This is a genomic window from Paractinoplanes ovalisporus (assembly GCF_016834655.1).
Lineage (GTDB): Bacteria > Actinomycetota > Actinomycetes > Mycobacteriales > Micromonosporaceae > Actinoplanes > Actinoplanes ovalisporus.
In genome coordinates, this window is the sequence record NZ_JAENHP010000031.1 from 1 (window position 1) to 20,599 (window position 20,599).

Sequence of the window (20,599 nt, forward strand, 5' to 3'; positions counted from 1 at the left end):
GGCATCGGACGGCGGTGTGTGGTCACCGGCATCGGACGGCGGTGTGTGGTCACCGGCATCGGACGGCGGTGTGTGGTCACCGGCATCGGACGGCGGTGTGTGGTCACCGGCATCGGACGGCGGTGTGCGGCCACCGGCATCAGGTGGCGATGTGGGCCCAACGGACGCGGGGTTGAGCGCGACGTGTGTCTGTGGACTGCGTTTGATCGAGGCTGGTGGCGTGAGTCCGGTGGCGGTCGTCGGGTTGAGTGCGGCGGTGGGTTGGGTTGTTGACTCGGCGGCGGGTGGCGGGCTGAGTTCGACGACGCGGTCGGCGGCGGCGAGCAGCGCTGGACGGTGGGCGACGACCAGGATCGCGACGCCGGACCGGGCTGCGGCGCGAAGGCGGTCGATCACCAAGGACTCGGTGTCGGCGTCGAGGTGGGCGGTCGGCTCGTCCAGCAGCAACGTGATGGGCGGCCCGGCCGGGGGACTGTCGGTGGTGTCACCTGTGTGCGGAAATTCTATCGAAGCGCCAGTGCCGAAATCGGCCCCTGTGGATAACTTCGTGGTCGCTCTGGTGCCTGTGGACAACGGGAGCAGGGGAACTTTGTTCGGCGTAGCGTGAGCGGCGTCCTGAGTGTCCGAGAGTTGTTCCTTGAGAAGGGAGGAAGGGCGGGATCCTTTACTGGGCAACGTGTTTGGCCGTGCCTGCCGTCGCTGGAGGCTGTGGGCCTGGTGCAGCAGCGCGGCCAGGGCGAGACGCTGTCGTTGGCCGGCGGAGACTCCGATGCCGCGTTCGCCGAGCGGGGTGTCGGGTGTGAGTTCGCCGCTCAAGCCGACGTCTCGCAGGGCCGCGCGCATCTCAGCGTCGGGGGTGCCGGCCGGGAAGAGGTCGGCGACCACGCGGGCGTGTGGCAGCGTCGGGCGCTGGGGCAGGTAGAGCGCATTCGCGGCGTGCGCTAGACCCGCGGAGGGCGCGTGCAGTCCGGCCAGCGCCCGCAGGGCGGTCGTCTTGCCGGCGCCGGAGGGCCCAGCCAGTGCGACGATCTCACCGGGCCGAACCACGAGATCGTCGAGCGCGACCGCGTCGGCGGTGGTTCCGGGATAACGCGCGCGCAACCCCAGAACGACGACGCCACCGGACGATTCCGCGTGACCGGTCCGCGGAGCTGCAACGGCCGGCGGTGTGTCGGTCAGGTCTGCGTGGCCGAGCTGCGGGGTTGCGAAGGCCGGTGGAGTGTCGGTCGGGTTCATGTGGCTGGGTTGTGGTGTTGCGGCGGCCGGAGGTGTGTCGGTCAGGTTCGCGTGGCTGGGGTGCGGCGCTGCGACGGGCGAGGGTGTGGCGGTCAGGATCTCGTCGACGTCGGAGATGACGGCGGTGGCGTCGGTGGACGCGTGGTAGCGGGCGGCCATCTCGCGTAGCGGGCGGTAGGCCTCGGGGGCCAGCAGGATCACCAGCAGGGCCGGGCCGAGGGCCAGGTTGCCGGAGGCGACGCGTAGGCCGGCCTCGACCGCGATCAGGCCTACCGAGAGGGTGCCGACCAGGTCGAGGGCGGTTGACGAGAGGAACGCCACCCGCAGGACGCGCATCGTGGCCGAGCGGTACTGGTCGGTCAGGGTTTCGACGGTTGCGGTCTGACGGTCGGCGCGGCCGAAGACGCGGAGGGTGGGCAGGCCCCGGACCACGTCGAGGAAGTGGCCGGCCAAGCGGGCGTCGGCCTGCCAGCGACGGCGGGCCTGGGCCTGGGTGGCCCAGCCGGTCAGGGCGCCCAGCACGGGGATCAGGGGCAGCGTGACCAGGGCGACTACGGCCGAGGCGGGGTCGACCAGGGCCATCGCCACGATCACCATCGGCGGGAGGACCACGCCCAGGACCAGGGCCGGCAGGTAGCCGCTGAACCAGGGCTTGAGGGCGTCGACGCCGGTGGTGAGGACGGCGGTCAGGCGACCGGTGCCGAAAGACGCCACCCAGGCCGGGCCGCGGCGGGGGAGGGCGGTCAGGATGGCGCGGCGGAGTTCGTCGGCGACCCGGGCGGCCGTGCGGCGGGCTACGACTTGTTCGGCCCATGACAGAGCGGCCCGGGCGGCGAACGCGCCTCCGAGCAGGACGGCCGCCGGCCAGCCGGGGCCACGGGTGACCAGGAGGGTCAGTGCAACCGCTACGGCCACGGTGACGCCGGCCTGGCCCGCTCCGAGCAGGGCCAGGCCGGCGATACCGGCCCGGCTGGTGCGGGCATGACGCACCAGCCGGGGGTCCAGCGGCCCGCGTGGCGGGGCAGACCGCTGGAACTCCGCGACCGGGAGAGCGGCCGTCGGAGCAGACAAGGAAGCAGCAGACACAGGAGCGGTGGGGGAGGGCACGGCGGTCATGAGGGGACCCGCTCGCTGGCCACGCGGCGACGGAACACGTAGTAGGAGAAGGCCTGATAAGCCAGCACCCCGGGCAGGATCAGCACGCCGGCCCACGTGATCAGCGACAGGGCCTGCGGTGTGGCCGCCGCGGAGGTGCGGGTCAAGGCGAACGCCGGGTCCACGGTGCTGTGCAGCACTACCTGGCCGTGTGTGGTGAAGACGGCTACCACGGACCCAGCGACGATCAGCGCTGCTGTGGTGAAGGCCAGCGCCTCGCGGCTGGTTCGGGCCAGCAAGCCGGTGCCGAAACTCAGGACGGCTGCGGCCAACACGAGCGGCGAACCCGTGGCTGTGCCGGCCACCACCAGGGCCACGGCCCCGCCGGTGCCGCCCCATCGGGCCAGCGCGCGGGAACGGCGGCGCAGGGGTCCGCTCGTACGGAGGGAAAGGAACGTCGCCCCCAGCAGCAGCGCGGCCACCAGGGCGGCCGACGCGCCCAGCAACGCGGGGAGGGTGAACAGCGGTCCGAGCGTACGGGAAAGGCCGCTGCCCACCACCTGGCCGTCCGCCCCGATGGCCAGGCCACGCGTGAAGATGGCCAGCAGCGCGCCCCACAGCAGCACGATGCCGAGCGAGCTCAGCGCCAGCGCCAGGTCGGCCCGGCGGCGGTAGCGTTCGCCGTCGCCCTTGCCTCGGAACTCCAGCGCCACGCCGCGCACCGCCAGTAGGAGCAGGAGCACGACCATGGGGATGTAGAGCCCGGACAGCAACGCGCCGTACCAGGCGGGGAACGCCGCGAACGTCACGCCGATGGCGGCCACGAGCCAGACCTCGTTGCCGTCCCAGAACGGGCCGATGGTGCGTACGGCGGCTCCTCGCTCGTGATCGTCCCGACCGAGCACGGGCCCCAGGATGCCGACGCCGAAGTCGAACCCCTCGAGCACGAAGAACAGCACCCAGGCGAGCACGACGACCGAGAACCAGAAGGTGATCATGTCGAGGCTCCTCAGTAGACGGGCGCGAGGTCAGCGGAAGAAGACGCGGGGGTGGAAGCAACAAGCGGCTGCCGGGCGAGATGGCGCACGAGCCGCAGCCAGACGACCGCGAGCACCCCGTAGACGACCGTGAAGCCGGCCAGCGACGCGATGACTTCCGAACTGGTCAGCCCGGGCGAGATCCCGTCGGCGACCTTGGAGATGCCGAACGCAATCCACGGCTGGCGCGCGGTCTCCGTGAAGATCCAGCCAAAGGTGTTGGCCGCGGCGGGAAGCAACGGGATCAGCGGCAGCCACCGGGTCAGCCAGCGAGGAGCTCGACGACCTTTCCGCGTACGCCACAGGTAGTAGCCCCCGATGACCATGGCGAGCATGCCCGCGCCGATCATCAGGCGGAACGTCCAGAAGGCGACCGGGATCATCGGCACGTACGAGCCGGGGCCGAACTCCGCCGCGTACTGGGCCTGCAGGTCGTCGATGCCCTGGACGGTCGCGCCGGGGTCACCCTTGGCCAGGATCGAGAGCAGCCAGGGGATCTCGAGCGCGAACTCGGGCAGCGGTTTCCCGGTCGCGAACACGGCGAACGGCGCGCCCGAGGTCGTCTCGTACAGGGCCTCGGCGGCGGCCATCTTCATCGGCTGCACCTCGGTGATGACCTTGCCCAGGTGGTCGCCGGTGAGCGCCGTGAACCCGCCGCCGACCAGCGTCAGCCAGGCGCCGAGACGGGCCAGGACTCCGTACGCGGGATCGGCCGCGAGACGCCACACGCCCAGCGCGAGCAGGAGCGCGCCGCCGACCATGACCGCCCCCGACATGGTGTGCGGGAACGCCGCCAGGTTGACCTTGTTGAGCATCAGCTCGGTGAACGAGGTGAGCCGGGCCCGCCCGGTGACGGGGTCGAGGGCGTACGCGACGGGGTTCTGCATGAAGCTGTTGGCGGCCAGGATGATGAACGCGCTGAGCAGCGTGCCGACCGCGACGATGACGATGCAGGCGGTGTGGACGAGGCGGGGCAGGCGGTCCCACCCGAAATACCAGAGCGCGAGGAACGTCGCCTCGAGGAAGAACGCGAGCATGCCCTCGATGGCGAGCGTGGGCCCGAAGACGTCGCCGTAGAAGTTGGCGAACGCGCTCCACCCCAGGCCGAACTGGAACTCCTGCACGAGCCCGGTGACCACGCCGACCGCAAACGTGACGATCAGCAGCTTGCCCACGAACTTCGTCAGATGCAGGTAGTGCTCCTTCTTCGTGCGCAGCCAGGCGATCTGCAGTCCGGCGGCACTGGCGGCGAGGCTGATCGACAGCGGCACGAAGAAGTAGTGATAGATCGTCACGACCGCGAACTGCAGCCTGGTCAGATCCAGCACGTCCATGGGAGGCCCCCTCTACGACGTCTCGTAGTAGATACTACGCCACGTAGTACGACGGGATGCAGTAGACTTCGTGACATGGCTCTCGGTGATCTGGAACGCGAGGTCATGACGCAGTTGTGGGACGCCGGTGAGCCCCTCACCGTGCGGCAGGTGCACGAGCGCCTGAGCCGTCAGCGCGACTTGGCCTATACGACGGTGATGACCGTGCTCGACCGGCTGGCGAAAAAGGGTGTCGTCACCCAGCAGAAGGCGGACCGCGCTTACAAGTACGCCCCTTCGCAGTCCCGTGAGGAGATGACGGCCTCGGTCATGCTCGATGCGCTCAGTTCGAGCGTGGATCAGGACGCGGCTCTCGCCTACTTCGTCGGTCAGCTCTCGCCGGACGCGCTCGCGGCCGCCATCGAGGCGTCACAAAAACAGAAATGACCGCGCTGCTGCTGGGCGCACTCGGCCTGACGCTGTCGCTCGTCGTGCCCGGCCTCCTGGCCAACGCCCGCTGGCCCGACCGCGCCCCGGCCGCCGCCGTCGCCCTCTGGCAGTCGATCACCCTGACCGGCGTGCTGGCCGCCCTCGGCGTCGTGCTCGCTGCACCCGAGGAGGTCACCCGCGCCGCGGACTCCGGCCGGCGGGTGACCGAGGTCGCGGTGATCGGCGCGCTCGTGGTCGCCGCCGTGATCATCCTGCGGTTGCTCATCTCGCTGGCCGGCGTGACCCGTCGCTCGCGGGCCCGCCGCGCCCGGCACCGGATGCTCGTCGACCTGCTCGACCGGGCCGAGCAGCACCGCGAGATCGGCCCCGACCACCTGCGCGTGCTCGACGGCGCCCTGCCGCTGGCCTACTGCGTGCCCGGCCGCGAACCCCGGGTGGTGCTCAGCCGCGGCGTGTTGCAGGTGCTCGACCGCGAACAGATCAACGCCGTCCTCGCCCACGAGCAGACCCACCTGCGGCACCGGCACGAGGTGGTGATGGAGTCGTTCACCGCCTTCTACCGCGCCGTGCCGGGGCCGTTGCGCAGCCGTCAGCCCCTCGACGCCGTACATCTGCTGCTCGAAATGATCGCCGACGACGCCGCGCGCCGGCGGGTGGGCGCCGAGCCGCTGCGGGCCGCGCTGGAGCGGCTGACCGACGCCGTCCCTCTCGCGGAGGACGTGAAGCCCGACCCGAGGGGTGACGCACGTCGCAGACGGCTTGATCGGCTGTCCGCGTCGCACACCCCGTCCGTCGCCCTCAACGTGCTGGCCGGGGTCGCCGCGGTCGGCCTGCTGGTGTTACCCACCGTGATCCTGGTGTTGCCTTGGCTCGACAAAGCTCTAGATAAGTGGCCTCTCTAGTCACTCAGCGTAGAACGGGACGAGCGCAAAGTTTCCTCGCCGGTGCGCCTTTATATAAGGACATGATCGGGAGTACGGTGTTCTCCGGTCCGGCAGCCCCCCATCGTCCATCAGGCCGATCTGACGGATCACCGCTCAATCGCCATTCGTGGCGAGCCGGGGACCCGAGTAGTCGGGGTGAAGCCGTGGAACCTCGCGGCCGGGCGCGCTTCCCGTCCGAACCCGTCAGCTAACCCGGTCGGCGGATGAGGGAAGAAAGGACACCTCACCTACGTGCGTCGCGCCGCAGTAGTGCGCAGCCTGGTCTGCGCCGCCGCCGCGGTCGGGATCCTCTTCTCCGGACCCGCCGTGGCGCATGCCACACCCTCGCCGGGATCGGTCGAGGCGCAGATCGACAAGCAGTGGAACCAGCTCGAGCCCGTCATCGAGCAGTACAACGACGTGCACGGCAAGCTGATCAAGAACCAGGCCCAGCAGAAGAAGCTGGCCGCCCAGATCACCCCGCTCCAGGTGAAGGTCGACCTCGCCATGCAGCAGGTGCGCGGGCTGGCGGTCGACGCCTACAAGCAGGGCTCGCCCAGCGCGCTCAACGCCATGCTGATCACGGGCTCGCCCACCGGGCTGACCGATAAGCTGATGTACCTCGATCAGCTCGCCCGGCACCAGCAGGAGCAGATCGCCGACGTCGCGGCCCTGCGCGACAAGCTGGCCGCGACCAAGGCCGACCTCGACGCCGTCACCAAGTCGGTCGCCGCGCGCGACGTCGACCTGGCGCAGCGCAAGAAGGCGATCGAAACCAAGATCACCTCGCTGCAGAAGCTGCGGATCCAGGCGTACGGGGCCTCGGGCGCCGACGACGGGCCGTACAAGACCGGTCCGTGCCCGGTCGACTACACCAACGACAAGGGTGGACGCGCCGCCCAGCGCGCCTGTGACCTGGTCGGCCTGCCGTACGTCTTCGGCTCGGCCGGGCCCAACTCGTACGACTGCTCGGGTCTGACCCAGGCCGCGTGGGCGAGTGTCGGGGTGCACCTGGACCACTACACGAAGGACCAGTGGAACCAGGGCCGGCCCGTGTCGGCGGACGAGCTTCAACCGGGTGACCTGGTGTTCTACTACCCGGGCAGCCTCCATCACGTCGCCATCTATATCGGTGACGGCATGGTGGTGCACGCGCCGCACACGGGCGACCACGTGCGGATGGCGACGATCGACCGGGGCCCGATCGCGGGTTACCGGCGGCCGGGCTAGAACGCGCGACCAGGTGCGGATGGCGACGATCGACCGGGCCCGATCGCGGGTTACCGACGGCCGGGCCAGACGGGCACCGAAGCAGTGATCGAAGGCCGTCGGGGCGGGTCCCCGGCGGCCTTCGACGTTCGGCGATCGAGCGCGGGGTCGGTCGCGGACAAGCGTTGATCCGGCGCGGGCATAATTCCATGGCATGAGCGACTCGCCCCTGATCGACAGCCTCACCGCGGCCGTCGAGGCCCGGCCCGACGACCTGACGCTGCGCCTGCACCTGGCCGAGTTGCTGGTGGGCGCGGGGCGGGGCGCCGAGGCGATCGGGCACGCCGCTCAGGTCCTGGCCCGTGAGCCGGGCAACGCCGCCGCGCAGAAGCTGATGACCTCGGCGCTCGGCTCCCCGACCGCGGCGGCGCCCGAGTCTCCCAAGCGCGCCGACGCCGACACCGTTTCTCCCCAGCCCGCCGGCACCGGGTCTCCTCAACCCGCCGGCACCGTCGGGCCCGAGTCTTCCCCGCCCGCCGGCACTGGGTCTCCTCAACCCGCCGGCACCGTTGACTGGGCCGCCATGGAACAGGATCTCGGCGACATCGTGCCGCCGCGCTTCTCCCACGAGCAGGAACCCGTCCAGGGGCACGAGGACCGCACGTTCGACATCGAGACCTCCACCGTCACCCTGGCCGACGTCGGCGGCATGCAGGAGGTCAAGAAGCGGCTCGAGATCTCGTTCCTCGGCCCGTTGAAGAACCCCAAGCTCCGTACGCTGTTCGGCAAGAGCCTGCGCGGCGGTCTGCTGCTCTACGGCCCGCCCGGCTGCGGCAAGACGTTCCTGGCCCGCGCGGTCGCCGGCGAGATGGGGGCCTCGTTCATCTCCCTGTCGATCACCGACGTGCTCAACATGTGGGTCGGCAGCTCCGAGCGCAACCTGCACGACCTGTTCCAGTCGGCCCGCGGCCACGCGCCCTGCGTGCTGTTCCTCGACGAGATCGACGCGCTCGGTCACAAGCGCAGCCAGCTCAACTCGTCGTCCATGCGTACGGTGGTCAACCAGCTGCTCACCGAGCTCGACGGCGTCGACGGCAACAACGACGGCGTCTTCGTCCTCGCCGCCACCAACGCGCCCTGGGACATCGACTCGGCGCTGCGCCGCCCCGGCCGGCTCGACCGCACCCTGCTCGTGCTGCCGCCGGACAAGCCGGCCCGGTCCGCGATCCTGCACTACCACCTGCGCGACCGCCCGGTGGCCGGCGTCGACCTGGGCAAGGTGGCCGACGCGACCGAGAACTACTCCGGCGCCGACCTCGCGCACGTCTGCGAGACCGCGGCCGAGTTCGCCATGCGCGACTCCATCACCAGCGGCGAGATCCGCATGATCAACCAGTCGGACATGATGGCCGCCGCCCGCGAGGTGCGCCCGTCCACCGACGGCTGGTTCGCCACGGCCCGCAACGTGGCGATGTTCGCCAACGAGTCCGGGGAGTACGACGACCTCGCGGCCTACCTGAAGAAGCGCAAGATCCGGTGACGTCGCCGCCCGGGGCGTACTGGCGGGCGCAGCGGCTGGCCGAAGTCGGGCACTACGACCAGGCCGAGCGGGTCGCCCGCGAAGGGCTGGCCGAAGCGCCGGCCGACGGATGGCTGCTCACCCTGCTCGCCTCGGTGCTGCGGCTGCGGCGTGACTACGCGGCCGCCTTGCGCGGGGCCGACGCCGCCGTCGCGGCCGCACCCCGGCTGGCCGACGCGCACCTGGAACGCGCCGAGAACCTGATCGTGCTGGTGCGCTCGAAGGAGGCGGTCGACGCGGCGGCCGAGGCGGTCAGGCTCGAACCCGAGGATGCGTCCGGACACTTCGTACTGGCCCGGGCGCTGGCCACGGCGCGCAACTTCGACCGGGCCCGGGCCGCCGCCGCGCACGGGCGGTCACTCGCCCCGAGGTCGGTCGAGGGACTGCTCACGGTGGCCGATGTGGAACGCGACGCGGGCAACCGGGAGCCCGCCCTCGCGGCGGCTCACGCGGCGCTCGCCATCGACCCCGACAACGCGTACGGGCGCTGGTTGATCGCCATGCTCGACGCCGAGCGGCTGCGGGTCCGGCGTTCGATGCGCGCGCTGCGGGAGGTGGCCCGCGACAATCCCGCGCGGGCCGACGTGGTGTCGATGACGTGGCCGATCCGGGGCGTGCTGAGCGGGCTGCGCCGGGGTCTGGCCGCGAGCGCCGGCCTGGTCTGCGTGCTGCTGCTCGTGACACTCTGGTGGTGGCCGCCGGTGGGCACGCTCGCCCGGATCGTCGCGGCGGTGCTGGCGGCGGTGATGGCCGGGTTCGCGGCCCGGGTGCTGATCCCGGCGGGCCGGTTGCCGTGGCGGTGCCTGAGCCTGCTGCCCCCACTGATGCGCCGGGCCGACACCGCCGGGCTGGCCCTCACCGGGGTGGCGGTGGTGCTGCTGGGGCTGTTCGGGGCCGTGCCGTGGTGGCCGCTGCCGGTGATCGCGCTCGCCGTGACCCCGGTGCTGTGGGTGCTCGGCCTGACCGAACTGCTCGGCGCAGGCCTCGACGACCCGGGCAGCCGCCAGGCCCTCGCCGACTGGAGCAACGAACTGCGCGACTGGTGGCGCACCACAAAGAAGGACCTGCGCGACACCTGGAAGGACGACAGACCCGCATAACCCCGCGGCGCCGCGCCTGGCCTCATCGCGTCGCGCCTGACCTCATCGCATCGCGTCGCGCCTGACCTCATCGCATCGCGTCGCGCCTGACCTCATCGCGCCGCGCTTGACTCCATCGCGCCGCGCCTGGCCTCACCGCGCCGCGCCTGGCCTCACCGCGCCGCGCCTGGCCTCACCGCGTCGCGTCTGACCCCATCGCGTCGCGTCTGACCTCGCCGCGTCGCGTCTGACCTCGCCGCGTCGCGTCTGACCTCGCCGCGCTGCGTCTGACCTCGCCGCGCCGCGCCCTTTGCCTCTCTGCGCCTCGCCGCAAAGCGAACACTCGTTTCGGCTGAACTCTCCACCCGGCCCGCCATCGCGGACATGCATGGTCCGCCCCGCGAACGAACGTTAATTCCGGCGAGATCCCAACCTGGCCAGCCTTCGCGGACAAGCATGGTCCGACTTGCAAACGAACGTTCGTTCCGTGCAAGCGTTCACGCGGGCCGTCCGCCTGCTGAATCACCAGCGGACGGCCCGCGCGATGCTGTCCTACTTCTCGGCCTTGGCGGTGTCGGTGGTGGTGGTCGCGGCGGCCGGCTCGGGGCGGCGGGCCGACCGGGCGTAGGCCAGCATGGCCACGATCAGCGCGAGCACACCGGCGACCAGCCCGGCGATGCCGTAGCCGTCCGTGCCACTCGAGCTCTCGCTCTCGGTGGCTGGCGCGGCGGCCTCGGCGGTCGGCGCCGCGGCGGCGGTGTCGCTGCCCTCGGCCGCGCCCGCGACCAGCTTGAGCACCGGCGCCGGCGACTCCGGCTCGGTGCCGTCGGTGGAGGGCTCGTCGATCCAGCGGACGACCGTGCCGTCGGAGTAGGTCTGCAGCGCCTTGAAGACCATGTCGCCCTCGGCGGGCAGCGGGCCCAGCGAGACGTCGAACTCCTGGAACTGGTGCGGCTTGATGTCCGAGCCCGACTTCGCGGTCCACGTGATCTTCGAGACGGCCTCGGTGATCTGCGCGCCGTGCGCCTCGAGCGGCTTGTCCAGCTTCGAGATCGTGGTGGCCACGTCCCAGCCGGTCAGCGGCTTGATCGACACCGACGCGACCGGCTTGTCGGCCGGCAGGTTGATCTCGACCTTGGTGGTGGACGTGCTGTCGGACTCGTTGGGCACCCGGAAGGTGACCTTGGAGTATCCGCCGGCCGTCGCGGTGTCGGGGTTCACCGTGACGTGAGCGAGGGCGGGGGAGGCCAGCGCGAGGGTGAAACCGAGGACGGTGGCGCCCACTACGGCCGAGCGCTTGAGCAGGGACATCCTTGTCGAACCTTCCGCGTGGGGGGATGCCCGGTGCCGGGCACTCCCCGTTGGTCGCTCCCCGGGTCCAGATAGTTCCCGACGATTTTCAGCGAAGTGCGGGCAGCCGCACGTCGACCCGCAACCCCGGCCCGGCGTCGCCCAGGGTGACGATTCCGCCGTGCCGTCGTACCAGCTCGCGGACGATCGCCAGCCCCAGCCCGGAACCGCCGGCGTCGCGCGCCCGGGCATCGTCGAGCCGGGTGAACCGGTCGAAGACCCGCTCCCGGTCGGCCGCCGGGATGCCCGGCCCGTCGTCGGTGACGGTGATCAAGCGGTGGGTCCCGTTGGCGCTCACCGTGACCTGCACGTGGGCCTTGGCGTGACGCACCGCGTTGTCGAGCAGGTTGGCCACCACCCGGCCGAGCGCGTCGGGCTCGCCGGTGACCTCCATCGGCGCCGACGGCCGCACATAGGTGACCGAGGGGTAGCGGTCGCTGACGTCGCCGACCAGGGCGCCCAGGTCGACCGAGCGGAACGGCGCCGCGACGACCCGGCCGCCCCCGTCGTCGGCGCGGGCGAGCAGCAGCAGGTCGTCGACCAGGCGGCTGAGCCGGTCGACGTCGGTGAGCAGGTCGGTCGACAACCCCTGCCAGTCGGTGTCGGGCAGCCGCTGGGCGACCTCGAGCTCCGTACGCATGTTGGTCAGCGGGCTGCGCAGCTCGTGGGCGGCGTCGGCGACGAACGCGCGCTGTTTGGTGCGGGCCGATTCGAGCCGGTGCAGCATGCCGTTGAGGGTGACCGCCAGCCGGTGGATCTCGTCACGGGACTCCGGCACGGGCAGGCGGCCCTCGCGCGTACCCCCGGTGATCTCCTCGGCCCCGGCCCGCAGCGCGTCGACCGGGTGCAGCGCGGCGCCCAGGGCCCGCCACAGCACGATCGCCAGCAGCGCGATGAGCAGCGGGAACGTCACCAGCAGGGCGAGCCGCAGGATGTGCACACCCTGCCGCAGATCGTTGGTCGAGCGGGCGACCAGAACCCGGATCGGGTCGGTCGGCGCGCCGGCCGTCATCATCACCACGCGGGCGTCGCCGGGCAGACCGATCCGGCTGCCCGGGATCTCGCGTACGTCACCGTCGGCCAGCCCGCGCAGTTCGTCCTCGTGCAGCATCGGCACCAGCCGGTCGGCGCCGGCCGACATCGCCAGCACCCGCCCCTGCGAGTCGATGACCTGCACCTGCATGGCCGGATTGGCCTCGATACGCTGGCTCAGCTGCTTCTGCGAGACCAGCTTGACCACGCCCTGGGCGGTCTCCCGGGCCTCGGTGTTGATCGCGCGCAGCATCGCGAAGTTGAGCACCCCGATCAGCAGCACGCCGCCGGCGGCCAGGCCGATGGTCAGCGCCAGCACCGAGACCAGCACCAGCCGGGCCCGGAGGCTGAGCTCGCGGGGACTCTTCATCTAGCGGGCCGCCAGCCGGTAGCCGGCGCCGCGCACCGTCTCCAGGCGTTCCCGCCCGATCTTGCGGCGGACGTAGCCCACGTACACCTCGACGGCGTTCGGGGCCGTCTCGAGCGCCGCGTCCCACACGTGGTCGAGCAGCTCGATCTTGCTGACCACCTCGCCGGGGCGGCGCATCAGATATTCGAGCAGCGCGAACTCGCGCGCCGTGAGTGTCACCTCCTCGCCCGCCACGAGCACCCGCCGCTCGGCCGGGTCGAGCTCGACGTCGCCGTGGCGCAGCACCACCGGGCGCTCGTGCACTCCGCGTCGCAGCAGCGCCCGCAGCCGGGCGAGCAGGACGACGTACGAGAAAGGCTTGGTCAGATAGTCGTCGGCGCCGCAGTCCAGACCGTCGGCCTGGTCGTACTCGCCGTCCTTGGCCGACAGCATCAGCACCGGCACCCAGTTCTGCTCGGCCCGCAGCTGACGCACCACCCGATAGCCGCTCAGCCTGGGCAGCATCACGTCCAGGATCATCGCGTCGTAACCGCCGTGACGGGCCATCTCGAGCCCGTCCTGACCGTCACCCGACACGTCGACCGCGAAGCCCTCGGCCTGCAGTCCACGCTGCAGCGCGGCGGCAAGCCGCGCTTCGTCCTCCACCACCAGCAACCGCACCTCATTACCTTTGCATGGCAGGGGCAACCCCTAGGGGCTGCTCTCAGCCCGGTCACAGCGGTGGTGGCGCACTCTGGTGACAGATCAACGGGAGGTGGACATCGTGTCCGTGTTCAGGTCAAGGCCGACGCTCCGGTGGCTCGTGCCGTCGGCCGCGGCGGTCGTCGTCATCGGAGGCGGTGCGGCGGCGGGAACGATCGTCGCCAGCGCCGACCCCGCGCTGCCCGAGCGCAGCGCCGCGCAGATCCTCGTCGACCTGCAGAACGCAGACGTCGAGGGGTTCAGCGGAACCATCGTGCAGAGTGCCGATCTGGGTCTGCCGCAGATCGCCGGGCTCACCAGCGACGCGTCGGGCCAGCTGGGCCTGGCCAGCCTGGTCGCGGGCAGCAACACCGCCCGGGTCTGGTACGCCGGCGAGGACAAGGCCCGCATCGCGCTGCTGGGCACCCAGGGCGAGACCGACGTCATCCGCAACGGCCCGGACGTCTGGTTCTGGCAGTCCCAGGAGAACGCCGCGACGCACCTGAAGCTGCCGGCCGATGCCGTGCAGAAGCAGAAGCCGACGGCCCTGCCGTCCGGTGTGCCGTCGACGCCGCAGGAGGCCGCCGACGCGGCGCTGGCCGCGATCGACGACACCACCAAGGTCAGCACGACCGGCGCGGCCAAGGTGGCCGACCGGGACGCGTACGAGCTGGTGCTCAGCCCCAAGGCCGACCAGTCGCTGATCGGTCAGGTCCGCCTGGCCGTCGACGCCGAGAAGCACATTCCGCTGCGCGTGGACGTCTACGCGAAGAACGCCACGAGCCCGGCCGTCCGGGTGGCGTTCCAGCAGATCAGCTTTGACACGCCCGACCCGCAGCAGTTCGTCTTCAACCCGCCGCCCGGCGCCAAGGTGACGGAGACGAACTCGGACCAGCTCGAGAAGGACGCCGAGAAGGCGGCCAAGGAACACAAGAGCCCCGAGATCGAGAAGGCCAAGGCTCAGGGCGAGGGCGTGAAGGTCGTCGGCGAGGGCTGGGCGTCGATCGTGACGGCCAAGCTGCCCCAGGCGTCGGACGCCAAGGGTGAAGAGGGCAAGCAGGCCGAGAGCATGCTGGGCATGCTGCCCGAGGTGAGCGGCACGTGGGGCAAGGGCCGGCTGTTCGCCGGGTCGCTGTTCAGCGTGCTGGTGACCGACGACGGCCGGGTCTTCGCCGGCGCGGTCGCTCCGGAGTCGCTGTATCAGGCGGCCGCCAAGAAGTAACTGGTCTCCAATAGTTCTAGAACTCTCCGCGGCATCTATGCAACACTGCCGTGGAGAGTTCTAGAGCTTTGGAGGCGTGATGCCCACCTTGATGCGCGAGCCGGCTGCCGGTCGCTTCGGCGACTTCGGCGGCCGGTTCGTTCCCGAATCCCTCGTCCCGGCCTGCGACGCCCTGGCCGCGGCCTTCCAGGACGCCTGGGCCGACCCGGCGTTCCGGGCCGAGCTCGATGACCTGCTCGCCGTCTATGCCGGCCGCCCGACGCCGCTCACCCCGGCCCGCACCCTCTCGGCCGCCCTCGGTGTCGAGCTGCTGCTCAAGCGCGAGGACCTGGCCCACACCGGCTCTCACAAGATCAATAACGTGCTCGGCCAGGGGCTGCTCGCCCGCCGGATGTGCAAGCGCCGGATCATCGCCGAGACCGGCGCCGGCCAGCACGGTGTCGCCGCGGCCACCGCCGCCGCCCTGCTCGGGCTCGAGGCGACGATCTTCATGGGGGAGCGGGACATCGAGCGGCAACGGCTCAACGTCCTGCGGATGACCACTCTCGGCGCCACCGTCGTCCCGGTCACGACCGGCAGCCGTACGCTCAAGGACGCCACCAACGAGGCGATGCGCGCGTGGGTGGCCGATGTGGACGGCGCGCACTTCCTGCTCGGCTCGGTCGGCGGGCCGCACCCGTACCCGTGGATGGTGCGGGAACTGCAGCGGGTCATCGGGGAAGAGGCCAGGGCGCAGAGCCCGTACGTCCCCGACGTCGTGGTGGCCTGTGTCGGAGGCGGCTCGAACGCGGCCGGCACGTTCGCCGGTTTCGCCGACACGGCGGCGCGCCTGGTCGGCGTGGAAGCGGCCGGTGGCGCGGCGATGTCGTCCGGGCGGCCCGGCGTGGTGCACGGCGCCCGCTCGATGGTGCTGCAGGACGCCGAGGGGCAGGTGGCCGAGGCCGAGTCGATCGCGGCCGGCCTGGACTACCCGGGGATCGGGCCCGAGCACGCCTTCCTGGGCGCCGCCGGACGCGCCGAATACCACGCGGTGAAGGACGACGAGGTGATCGCGGCGGTCCGCCGGCTGGCCCGCGACGAGGGGATCATCTGCGCGCTCGAATCGGCCCACGCGGTCGCCTGGGTGCTGCGCGAGGCCGGTGGTCCGCTGCTTCCGGCCGGCTCCCGCATCGTGCTGACCCTTTCCGGTCGCGGCGACAAGGACATGGCAACACTGGAGGCGACCGCATGAGCGACCTCATCGAAGCCCGCGACGGGAAAGCCGTGCCGCCCTCGACCCCCGAGCCTGCCCGCGTTGCGACCGTCGCGCCGCAAGGCCGCACGCTTCTCGTGCCCTATCTGACCGCCGGCCTGACCGAGGACTGGACCGACTACCTGCTCGCCGTCCAGGCCGCGGGCGCCGACGCGATCGAGGTCGGCCTGCCGTTCTCCGACCCGATGCTCGACGGCGCCACGATCCAGCAGGCGTCCGACCGGGCCCTGGCCCGGGGCGTCACCGTGGCATCGATTCTTCAGGACCTTTCCCGCGTACGCCCCCAGGTGCGCGTGCCGTTGATCGCCTTCACCTATGCCAACCTGGTGTTCCGTCCGGGCGCCCCCGAGTTCTGCCGGCGGCTGGCCGAGGCCGGTGTCCGCGGGCTGATCGTGCCCGACCTGCCGCTCGACGAGGCAGCGGCCGTGGAGCGCGCCGCCGCCGAGGCCGGAGTCGACCTGACGTTGCTGGTCGCGCCGGTCACCACCGACGAGCGGCTGGCCGAGATCGTCTCCCGCAGCCGCGGTTACGTCTACGCGATCAGCCGGATGGGCACCACCGGCGAACGCGCCGCCCTGGCTTCCTCGGCCGCCGACCTGGCCGCCCGTATCAAAGCCGCCCAGCAGCGGTCCGCGCCATCGCACGCCGCCTCGTCGGCCGCGCCGTCAGCCACCACTTCGCTCGCCGCCCCATCGCGCGTCGAGTCGCCGGCCGCGACCGCGGCGGGCCGCAACGGCGCGTCGGGTGCGCGGCTGCCGGTGCTGGTCGGGTTCGGTGTTTCGGGGCCGGAACAGGCGGTCGAGGCGGGACGCGCCGGAGACGGTGTTGTGGTCGGGTCGGCTCTGATGCGTAGGGTTCTGGACGGTGCCACGCCCGCCGACCTGGGAGCCGAGGTCGCGGCGATGCGCGCCGCTCTCGACCGTGCCGACCAGGAGGCCTCCGCTGACCACGCCTCGTACGCCGAAATATCAGGTCATCGCGGCTGACCTGAGCGCCAAGATCCGGGGCGGGGAACTGGCCCCCGGTTCGGCCCTGCCGCCGCAGAAGGAGTTGAGCGGGCTCTACGGCGTCACCCTGGCGACGCTGCGGCAGGCGTTGCAGCAGCTGGAGGCCGACGGTCTGCTCTCGCAGCAGCCCGGGCGGGGCACGTTCGTGGCCGAGCCGCGCGCCGCCTACCGCCTCGACTCGCTGCGCGGCTTCGCCGAGGATCTGCGGGCCCAGGGCCACACGGTCGCCACCCAGATCCTCGGCCAGGCGGTGGGCACGCCGCCGGCGTGGGCGGCGGCTCACCTCGGCGAGCGGCCCCCGGCCGTACGGCTGGAGCGCCTTCGCCTGCTGGCCGGGCGCCCCGCCGTGCACCAGGTGTCGTGGATCCGCGGGGCCGCGCTGGCCGAGGCCGACCTGAGCGCGACCTCGCTCTATCAGGCGCTGGCCGACAGCGGGGTCGCCGTGCACCGGGCGAGCGAGGCCGTGCGGCCGGGCGCTCTCGACCAGGCCGCGGCCACCCTGCTGCGGCAACCCACGGGCACGCCGGCCTTCCTCTCCGAACGGATCACCTATGGCCTCGACGACCGCGCGCTGGTGGCCGACCGCGCGACGATCCTGGGCACGGCGATGGAGATCCGCACCGAGCGGGCCGTGACCGGCCTGTCGATCAGCTGGGCTCAGCTCGCGTAGCGCTTCTCGGCCCGGGCCCGCGCCTTGGCCGCCTCGACCTCGCGGTTCTTCGGCGGGGCGGTGGTGACCAGCTCTTCCAGCAGCTCGGCGGTGGCGGCGGCGACGGCCGCGACCGCCCGGTCGAACGCGGCCTGGTTGGCCTGCGACGGCCGGGTGGCGCCGGCGACCTTACGCACGTATTGCAGGGCGGCGGCGTGCACCTCGTCCCGCGTCGCGGGCGGTTCGAAGTTGTGCAGCTGGTGGATGTTGCGGCACACGGCAGAGACCTCCGGGCGACGAGGAACGCGACGCCTGCCAAGCTACGCCACCCGTACGACGAAACTACGATGGATTCATGGCGCACTGGTACGAGTCCTCCATCGACCGGCAACTGCGTGAGGCCACCGAACGCGGCGAGTTCGACGACCTGCCCGGAAAGGGCAAACCTCTGCGCGGCCACGGCGGGGAGTACGAGGAGGACTGGTGGGTCAAGGACTGGCTGGAGCGTGAGGGCGCGACGGCCGGCGTCATCCCGCCCACGCTCGCCCTGCGCCGCGAGACCGAAGACCTCGAGAAGAAGGTCGGCAACCTGCGCACCGAACGCGAGGTGCGTGACTACGTGACCGCCCTCAACGAGCGGATCCACGACGCGACGGTCGGACGCATGGACGGCCCACCGGTCATCCTGCGCCCGTTCGACCCCGAAGCGGTGGTCGAAGCGTGGCGGTCACGACGCTGAGGCGGCACCGCGCACCCCGGTCACGACGCTGCGGTCAACTTCTCGCGGATGTCGAGCGGATCGGCCGTCAGAACGTCGCACCGTACGTACGCCAATTTGATCGTGACGTTGGTGAACCAGAGCACCGGCAACGTCAGCGGCGGCGGCGACTCCGGAGTGAAGGTCACCGGGATCAGGCCGAACAGGTTGCCCTTGAACTCCGGCGTATAGAACCGCACGTTGCCGTCGGTGACCAGCTCGTTGCTCTTGATGACGGTCTGTGCCCGTCCAGGCTCGTTCATGGTCAGCGTGAACGGCTTGTTCACGGCCTTGTCCATGCTGAACTTGAGCGCCTTGAAGCTGCCCTTGGCCGTCGGCATGTCGACCACCCCGCCGTACGTCGACTCGTACATGGTCAGCGAGTCGACCTTCATCACGCCCGGCTCGACCGCGACCCGCGGGATGTCGTCGGCGCTCGCCACCTTGTCCATCACGCGCGGGCCGAGGCAGGGGATCTCCTCCACCGAGGCCGAGGCCGAGGCCGAAACCGGGGCACTGGACCGGGCGGCCTTCGAGGACGAGGCGGACGCGGACGGAGAGGGGGCCGCAGGCAAAGGGTTCTTCGACGGCGTCGGCGACGCGCTCGGAGCCGGTGATTCCTTGTCACCGATGCCGAGCAGATCGCCCACGCCGTCGAAGAAGTCCCCGATCCCGTCGAGGATCGGGTTGCCGGTGCCCTCGTCCTCCGCGCCCGGCGAAGCGGACGCGGAGGACGAAGGGGCTGCGGACTTCGAACCCCCGCCGGGCTTGGAATCGCCGGGAGCCGCGGGGGTCGGCTCGAGCGACTCGCGGCCCGAGGGGGATGCCGCCGAGGAGGCCGGCGCCGACGGTGTCTCCGAGGTGCGGGACGGAAGCCCCTCGGGACACTCCTCGGCGCGGGCCGGAAGACTGGAACCGGCCACCAGCACGCTGCCGGTCACCGCGGTCACCAGCAGCACGATCGAAAGCGCCCGCGGGTTCTTGAAGCGCCCGTCGTTCATGCCCGGGATGATCGTGCTGTCGCCCAGTTGTGTGGAGCGGCGTACCTGCTGGTCGCGGTCGGTGCGCACGGGCTCGTCGTCAGGGTCCGGGCCGTCAGTCGGCGGGGCCGGCCGGACCCGGGGTGGCCCCCAGGCGATGACCAGCGCCCCGCCGACGATCCCGAGCAGCATGCCGACGAAGAAGCCGCCGAGGTTGAGCCCGAGGAACGTGTAGAGCGCGGTGAGCAGGCCGATGATGCCGTAGAAGACGCGCTGGGCCGGGCTGAACCAGCTGAGCAGGCCGCAGAGCAGCAGCAACATCGGCAGCAGATAGGAGAGGAAGCCCTGCGGGCCGAGGTGCACCTCGAGGTTCCCGAGGTTCATGTTGGCGGTGTAGAGCAGTTCTAGCGCCGCCAGCACGAGGAAGAAGCCGCCCCAGAACGGCCGCCTGCGCCGCCACCGCCGGAACCTGCTCCAGAAACTGTCCTGAGCCACCTGCAATTACCTTCCGGGAACGGGGACGGGGCCCGCGGAACCACACCGCGAGCCCCGGAGTGCCGGGATCAGCCCTGGTAGCACTCTTTGCTGCTGTCGCCCAGGAAGAGCTTGAGGCTCATCCCGGTCAGCTTGAAGGTCGAGGCGGAGGTCATGTACGCCTTCTGCTTGAGCCCCACGATCGTCACGTCGCTGGCCTGCTGGCCGAACGAGCCGACCTCGCCGTGCTCCTTCTGCCCGTCGGCGGTGAGGGTGGAGGCGTCCTGGCCGATGTCGATGTTCTGGAAGGTGGCGTCGCCGCTCAGCTCGGACATGCCGATCAGCAGGTCGTCGGCCTCGGCCGGCTTGTCGGGGTCGGTGCCGGCCTCGATCCGCAGCACCACGGGCCCGGCCGCCACCGACTGGCACAGCTTGTAGATGTCGGCCGACTTGATCCCGGACATGGCCGCGACGACGTACTTCTGCCCGGTCGACTGCTGCACCTTCTCGGTCGGCAGCTGCTTGCTGTACTGGGTGAATCCCTCACCGACGAGGCGGTCGGCGGTGAGCTTGAACTGGGTGCCCGACACCGAGAAGCTGGCGGCCAGCGCGCCGTTGGCCAGGGCGACGACCAGACCTCCGGCGACCAGGGCGGGCACACCGACCGCGACGGCGAAACGACGCCAGTTGGTGCGTCCGTACTCCGGATCGCCTTGCGCATCCTTCACGGATCCTCCTCGTGACCGACAGGTCGGATCGCATCGAAGGCCGCCCCTGTCGTTCCGGGCGATGGCATGCAGTTCCGTCGATGCCGTCCATTAACGTGCGGGAAATGTTGCCGCTCCGGCCTCGCCGGGACAAGGGCTGGAGCTACTGGCAAGTAACTCAGGTCACAGGATCTCCG

The 20,599-nt window shown here is 71.1% G+C and carries 19 protein-coding genes and 1 riboswitch; of the genes, 10 read left to right on the top strand and 9 right to left on the bottom strand.

Annotated features, from left to right (window positions below; genetic code table 11):
• The 3 genes from JIG36_RS46720 to JIG36_RS46730 form a co-directional block, all read right to left on the bottom strand.
• Positions 1–2,352, bottom strand: a 2,352-nt coding sequence (locus JIG36_RS46720) for an ABC transporter ATP-binding protein/permease (protein WP_438870808.1), incomplete at its 3' end; no start/stop codon positions are given.
• The gene (gene cydB, locus JIG36_RS46725; protein ID WP_203383378.1) at positions 2,349–3,329 is read right to left on the bottom strand and encodes a cytochrome d ubiquinol oxidase subunit II; all 981 of its coding nucleotides are present in this window, start codon (positions 3,327–3,329) and stop codon (positions 2,349–2,351) included. The genes JIG36_RS46720 and cydB, both read right to left, overlap by 4 nt.
• An 11-nt stretch (positions 3,330–3,340) precedes the next feature.
• On the bottom strand, positions 3,341–4,702 hold the full coding sequence (locus tag JIG36_RS46730; RefSeq protein WP_203383379.1) for a cytochrome ubiquinol oxidase subunit I: 1,362 nt from the start codon (positions 4,700–4,702) through the stop codon (positions 3,341–3,343).
• 75 nt (positions 4,703–4,777) lie between these two features.
• On the opposite strand from JIG36_RS46730, the gene JIG36_RS46735 reads away from it, so the two are divergent.
• The 5 genes from JIG36_RS46735 to JIG36_RS46755 all read left to right on the top strand — a co-directional run bounded on the left by JIG36_RS46735 (position 4,778) and on the right by JIG36_RS46755 (position 9,942).
• Entirely contained in the window at positions 4,778–5,128 is a 351-nt protein-coding gene (locus JIG36_RS46735) for a BlaI/MecI/CopY family transcriptional regulator (protein WP_203383380.1), read from the top strand.
• A complete protein-coding gene (locus tag JIG36_RS46740) occupies positions 5,125–6,033 on the top strand; it encodes a M56 family metallopeptidase (RefSeq protein ID WP_203383381.1) in 909 nt (302 codons plus the stop codon). The genes JIG36_RS46735 and JIG36_RS46740 overlap by 4 nt, the downstream gene beginning before the upstream one ends.
• 122 nt (positions 6,034–6,155) lie before the next feature.
• Positions 6,156–6,292: riboswitch (cyclic di-AMP (ydaO/yuaA leader) on the top strand.
• A gap of 14 nt (positions 6,293–6,306) precedes the next feature.
• On the top strand, positions 6,307–7,284 hold the full coding sequence (locus JIG36_RS46745; RefSeq protein ID WP_203383382.1) for a C40 family peptidase: 978 nt from the start codon (positions 6,307–6,309) through the stop codon (positions 7,282–7,284).
• A gap of 193 nt (positions 7,285–7,477) precedes the next feature.
• Positions 7,478–8,803 carry an AAA family ATPase gene (locus JIG36_RS46750; RefSeq protein WP_203383383.1) on the top strand — a complete coding sequence of 442 codons (1,326 nt, stop codon included), beginning with the start codon at positions 7,478–7,480 and terminating at the stop codon, positions 8,801–8,803.
• Entirely contained in the window at positions 8,800–9,942 is a 1,143-nt protein-coding gene (locus tag JIG36_RS46755; RefSeq protein WP_203383384.1) for a tetratricopeptide repeat protein, read from the top strand. Before JIG36_RS46750 ends, JIG36_RS46755 begins: the two co-directional genes overlap by 4 nt.
• A 531-nt stretch (positions 9,943–10,473) precedes the next feature.
• Here JIG36_RS46755 and JIG36_RS46760 read toward each other — a convergent pair.
• From JIG36_RS46760 to JIG36_RS46770, 3 genes are all read right to left on the bottom strand, one after another.
• Positions 10,474–11,232, bottom strand: coding sequence for a YcnI family copper-binding membrane protein (locus JIG36_RS46760; RefSeq protein ID WP_203383385.1), 759 nt, complete (start codon positions 11,230–11,232; stop codon positions 10,474–10,476).
• 88 nt (positions 11,233–11,320) lie between these two features.
• Entirely contained in the window at positions 11,321–12,673 is a 1,353-nt protein-coding gene (locus JIG36_RS46765) for a sensor histidine kinase (RefSeq protein ID WP_203383386.1), read from the bottom strand.
• Complete coding sequence (locus JIG36_RS46770) at positions 12,674–13,333, bottom strand: response regulator transcription factor (RefSeq protein ID WP_203383387.1); 660 nt, start codon at positions 13,331–13,333, stop codon at positions 12,674–12,676.
• Positions 13,334–13,436: 103 nt separating this feature from the next.
• Here JIG36_RS46770 and JIG36_RS46775 point away from each other — a divergent pair, with 103 nt between their 5' ends.
• From JIG36_RS46775 to JIG36_RS46790, 4 genes are all read left to right on the top strand, one after another.
• Positions 13,437–14,576, top strand: coding sequence for a LolA family protein (locus JIG36_RS46775; RefSeq protein ID WP_203383388.1), 1,140 nt, complete (start codon positions 13,437–13,439; stop codon positions 14,574–14,576).
• Positions 14,577–14,655: 79 nt separating this feature from the next.
• Positions 14,656–15,807: a tryptophan synthase subunit beta gene (gene trpB, locus JIG36_RS46780; RefSeq protein WP_203383389.1), complete on the top strand. Its 1,152-nt coding sequence runs from the start codon at positions 14,656–14,658 to the stop codon at positions 15,805–15,807.
• On the top strand, positions 15,804–16,814 hold the full coding sequence (gene trpA, locus JIG36_RS46785) for a tryptophan synthase subunit alpha (protein WP_203383390.1): 1,011 nt from the start codon (positions 15,804–15,806) through the stop codon (positions 16,812–16,814). Before trpB ends, trpA begins: the two co-directional genes overlap by 4 nt.
• A complete protein-coding gene (locus JIG36_RS46790; RefSeq protein ID WP_307873196.1) occupies positions 16,750–17,505 on the top strand; it encodes a GntR family transcriptional regulator in 756 nt (251 codons plus the stop codon). The genes trpA and JIG36_RS46790 overlap by 65 nt, the downstream gene beginning before the upstream one ends.
• Here JIG36_RS46790 and JIG36_RS46795 read toward each other — a convergent pair.
• Positions 17,493–17,762 (bottom strand): DUF2277 domain-containing protein, encoded by a 270-nt coding sequence (locus JIG36_RS46795; RefSeq protein ID WP_203383391.1) that lies wholly within the window; start codon positions 17,760–17,762, stop codon positions 17,493–17,495. The two genes, JIG36_RS46790 and JIG36_RS46795, sit on opposite strands and share 13 nt — an antisense overlap.
• 77 nt (positions 17,763–17,839) lie before the next feature.
• On the opposite strand from JIG36_RS46795, the gene JIG36_RS46800 reads away from it, so the two are divergent.
• The gene (locus JIG36_RS46800; protein ID WP_203383392.1) at positions 17,840–18,223 is read left to right on the top strand and encodes a DnaJ family domain-containing protein; all 384 of its coding nucleotides are present in this window, start codon (positions 17,840–17,842) and stop codon (positions 18,221–18,223) included.
• Between the two features lie 20 nt (positions 18,224–18,243).
• Here JIG36_RS46800 and JIG36_RS46805 read toward each other — a convergent pair whose 3' ends face one another.
• Positions 18,244–19,716, bottom strand: coding sequence for a DUF6114 domain-containing protein (locus tag JIG36_RS46805; protein WP_203383393.1), 1,473 nt, complete (start codon positions 19,714–19,716; stop codon positions 18,244–18,246).
• Between the two features lie 68 nt (positions 19,717–19,784).
• Positions 19,785–20,423, bottom strand: a complete 639-nt coding sequence (locus JIG36_RS46810) for a DUF6230 family protein (protein ID WP_203383394.1) — start codon at positions 20,421–20,423, stop codon at positions 19,785–19,787.
• Positions 20,424–20,599: the final 176 nt, after the last annotated feature.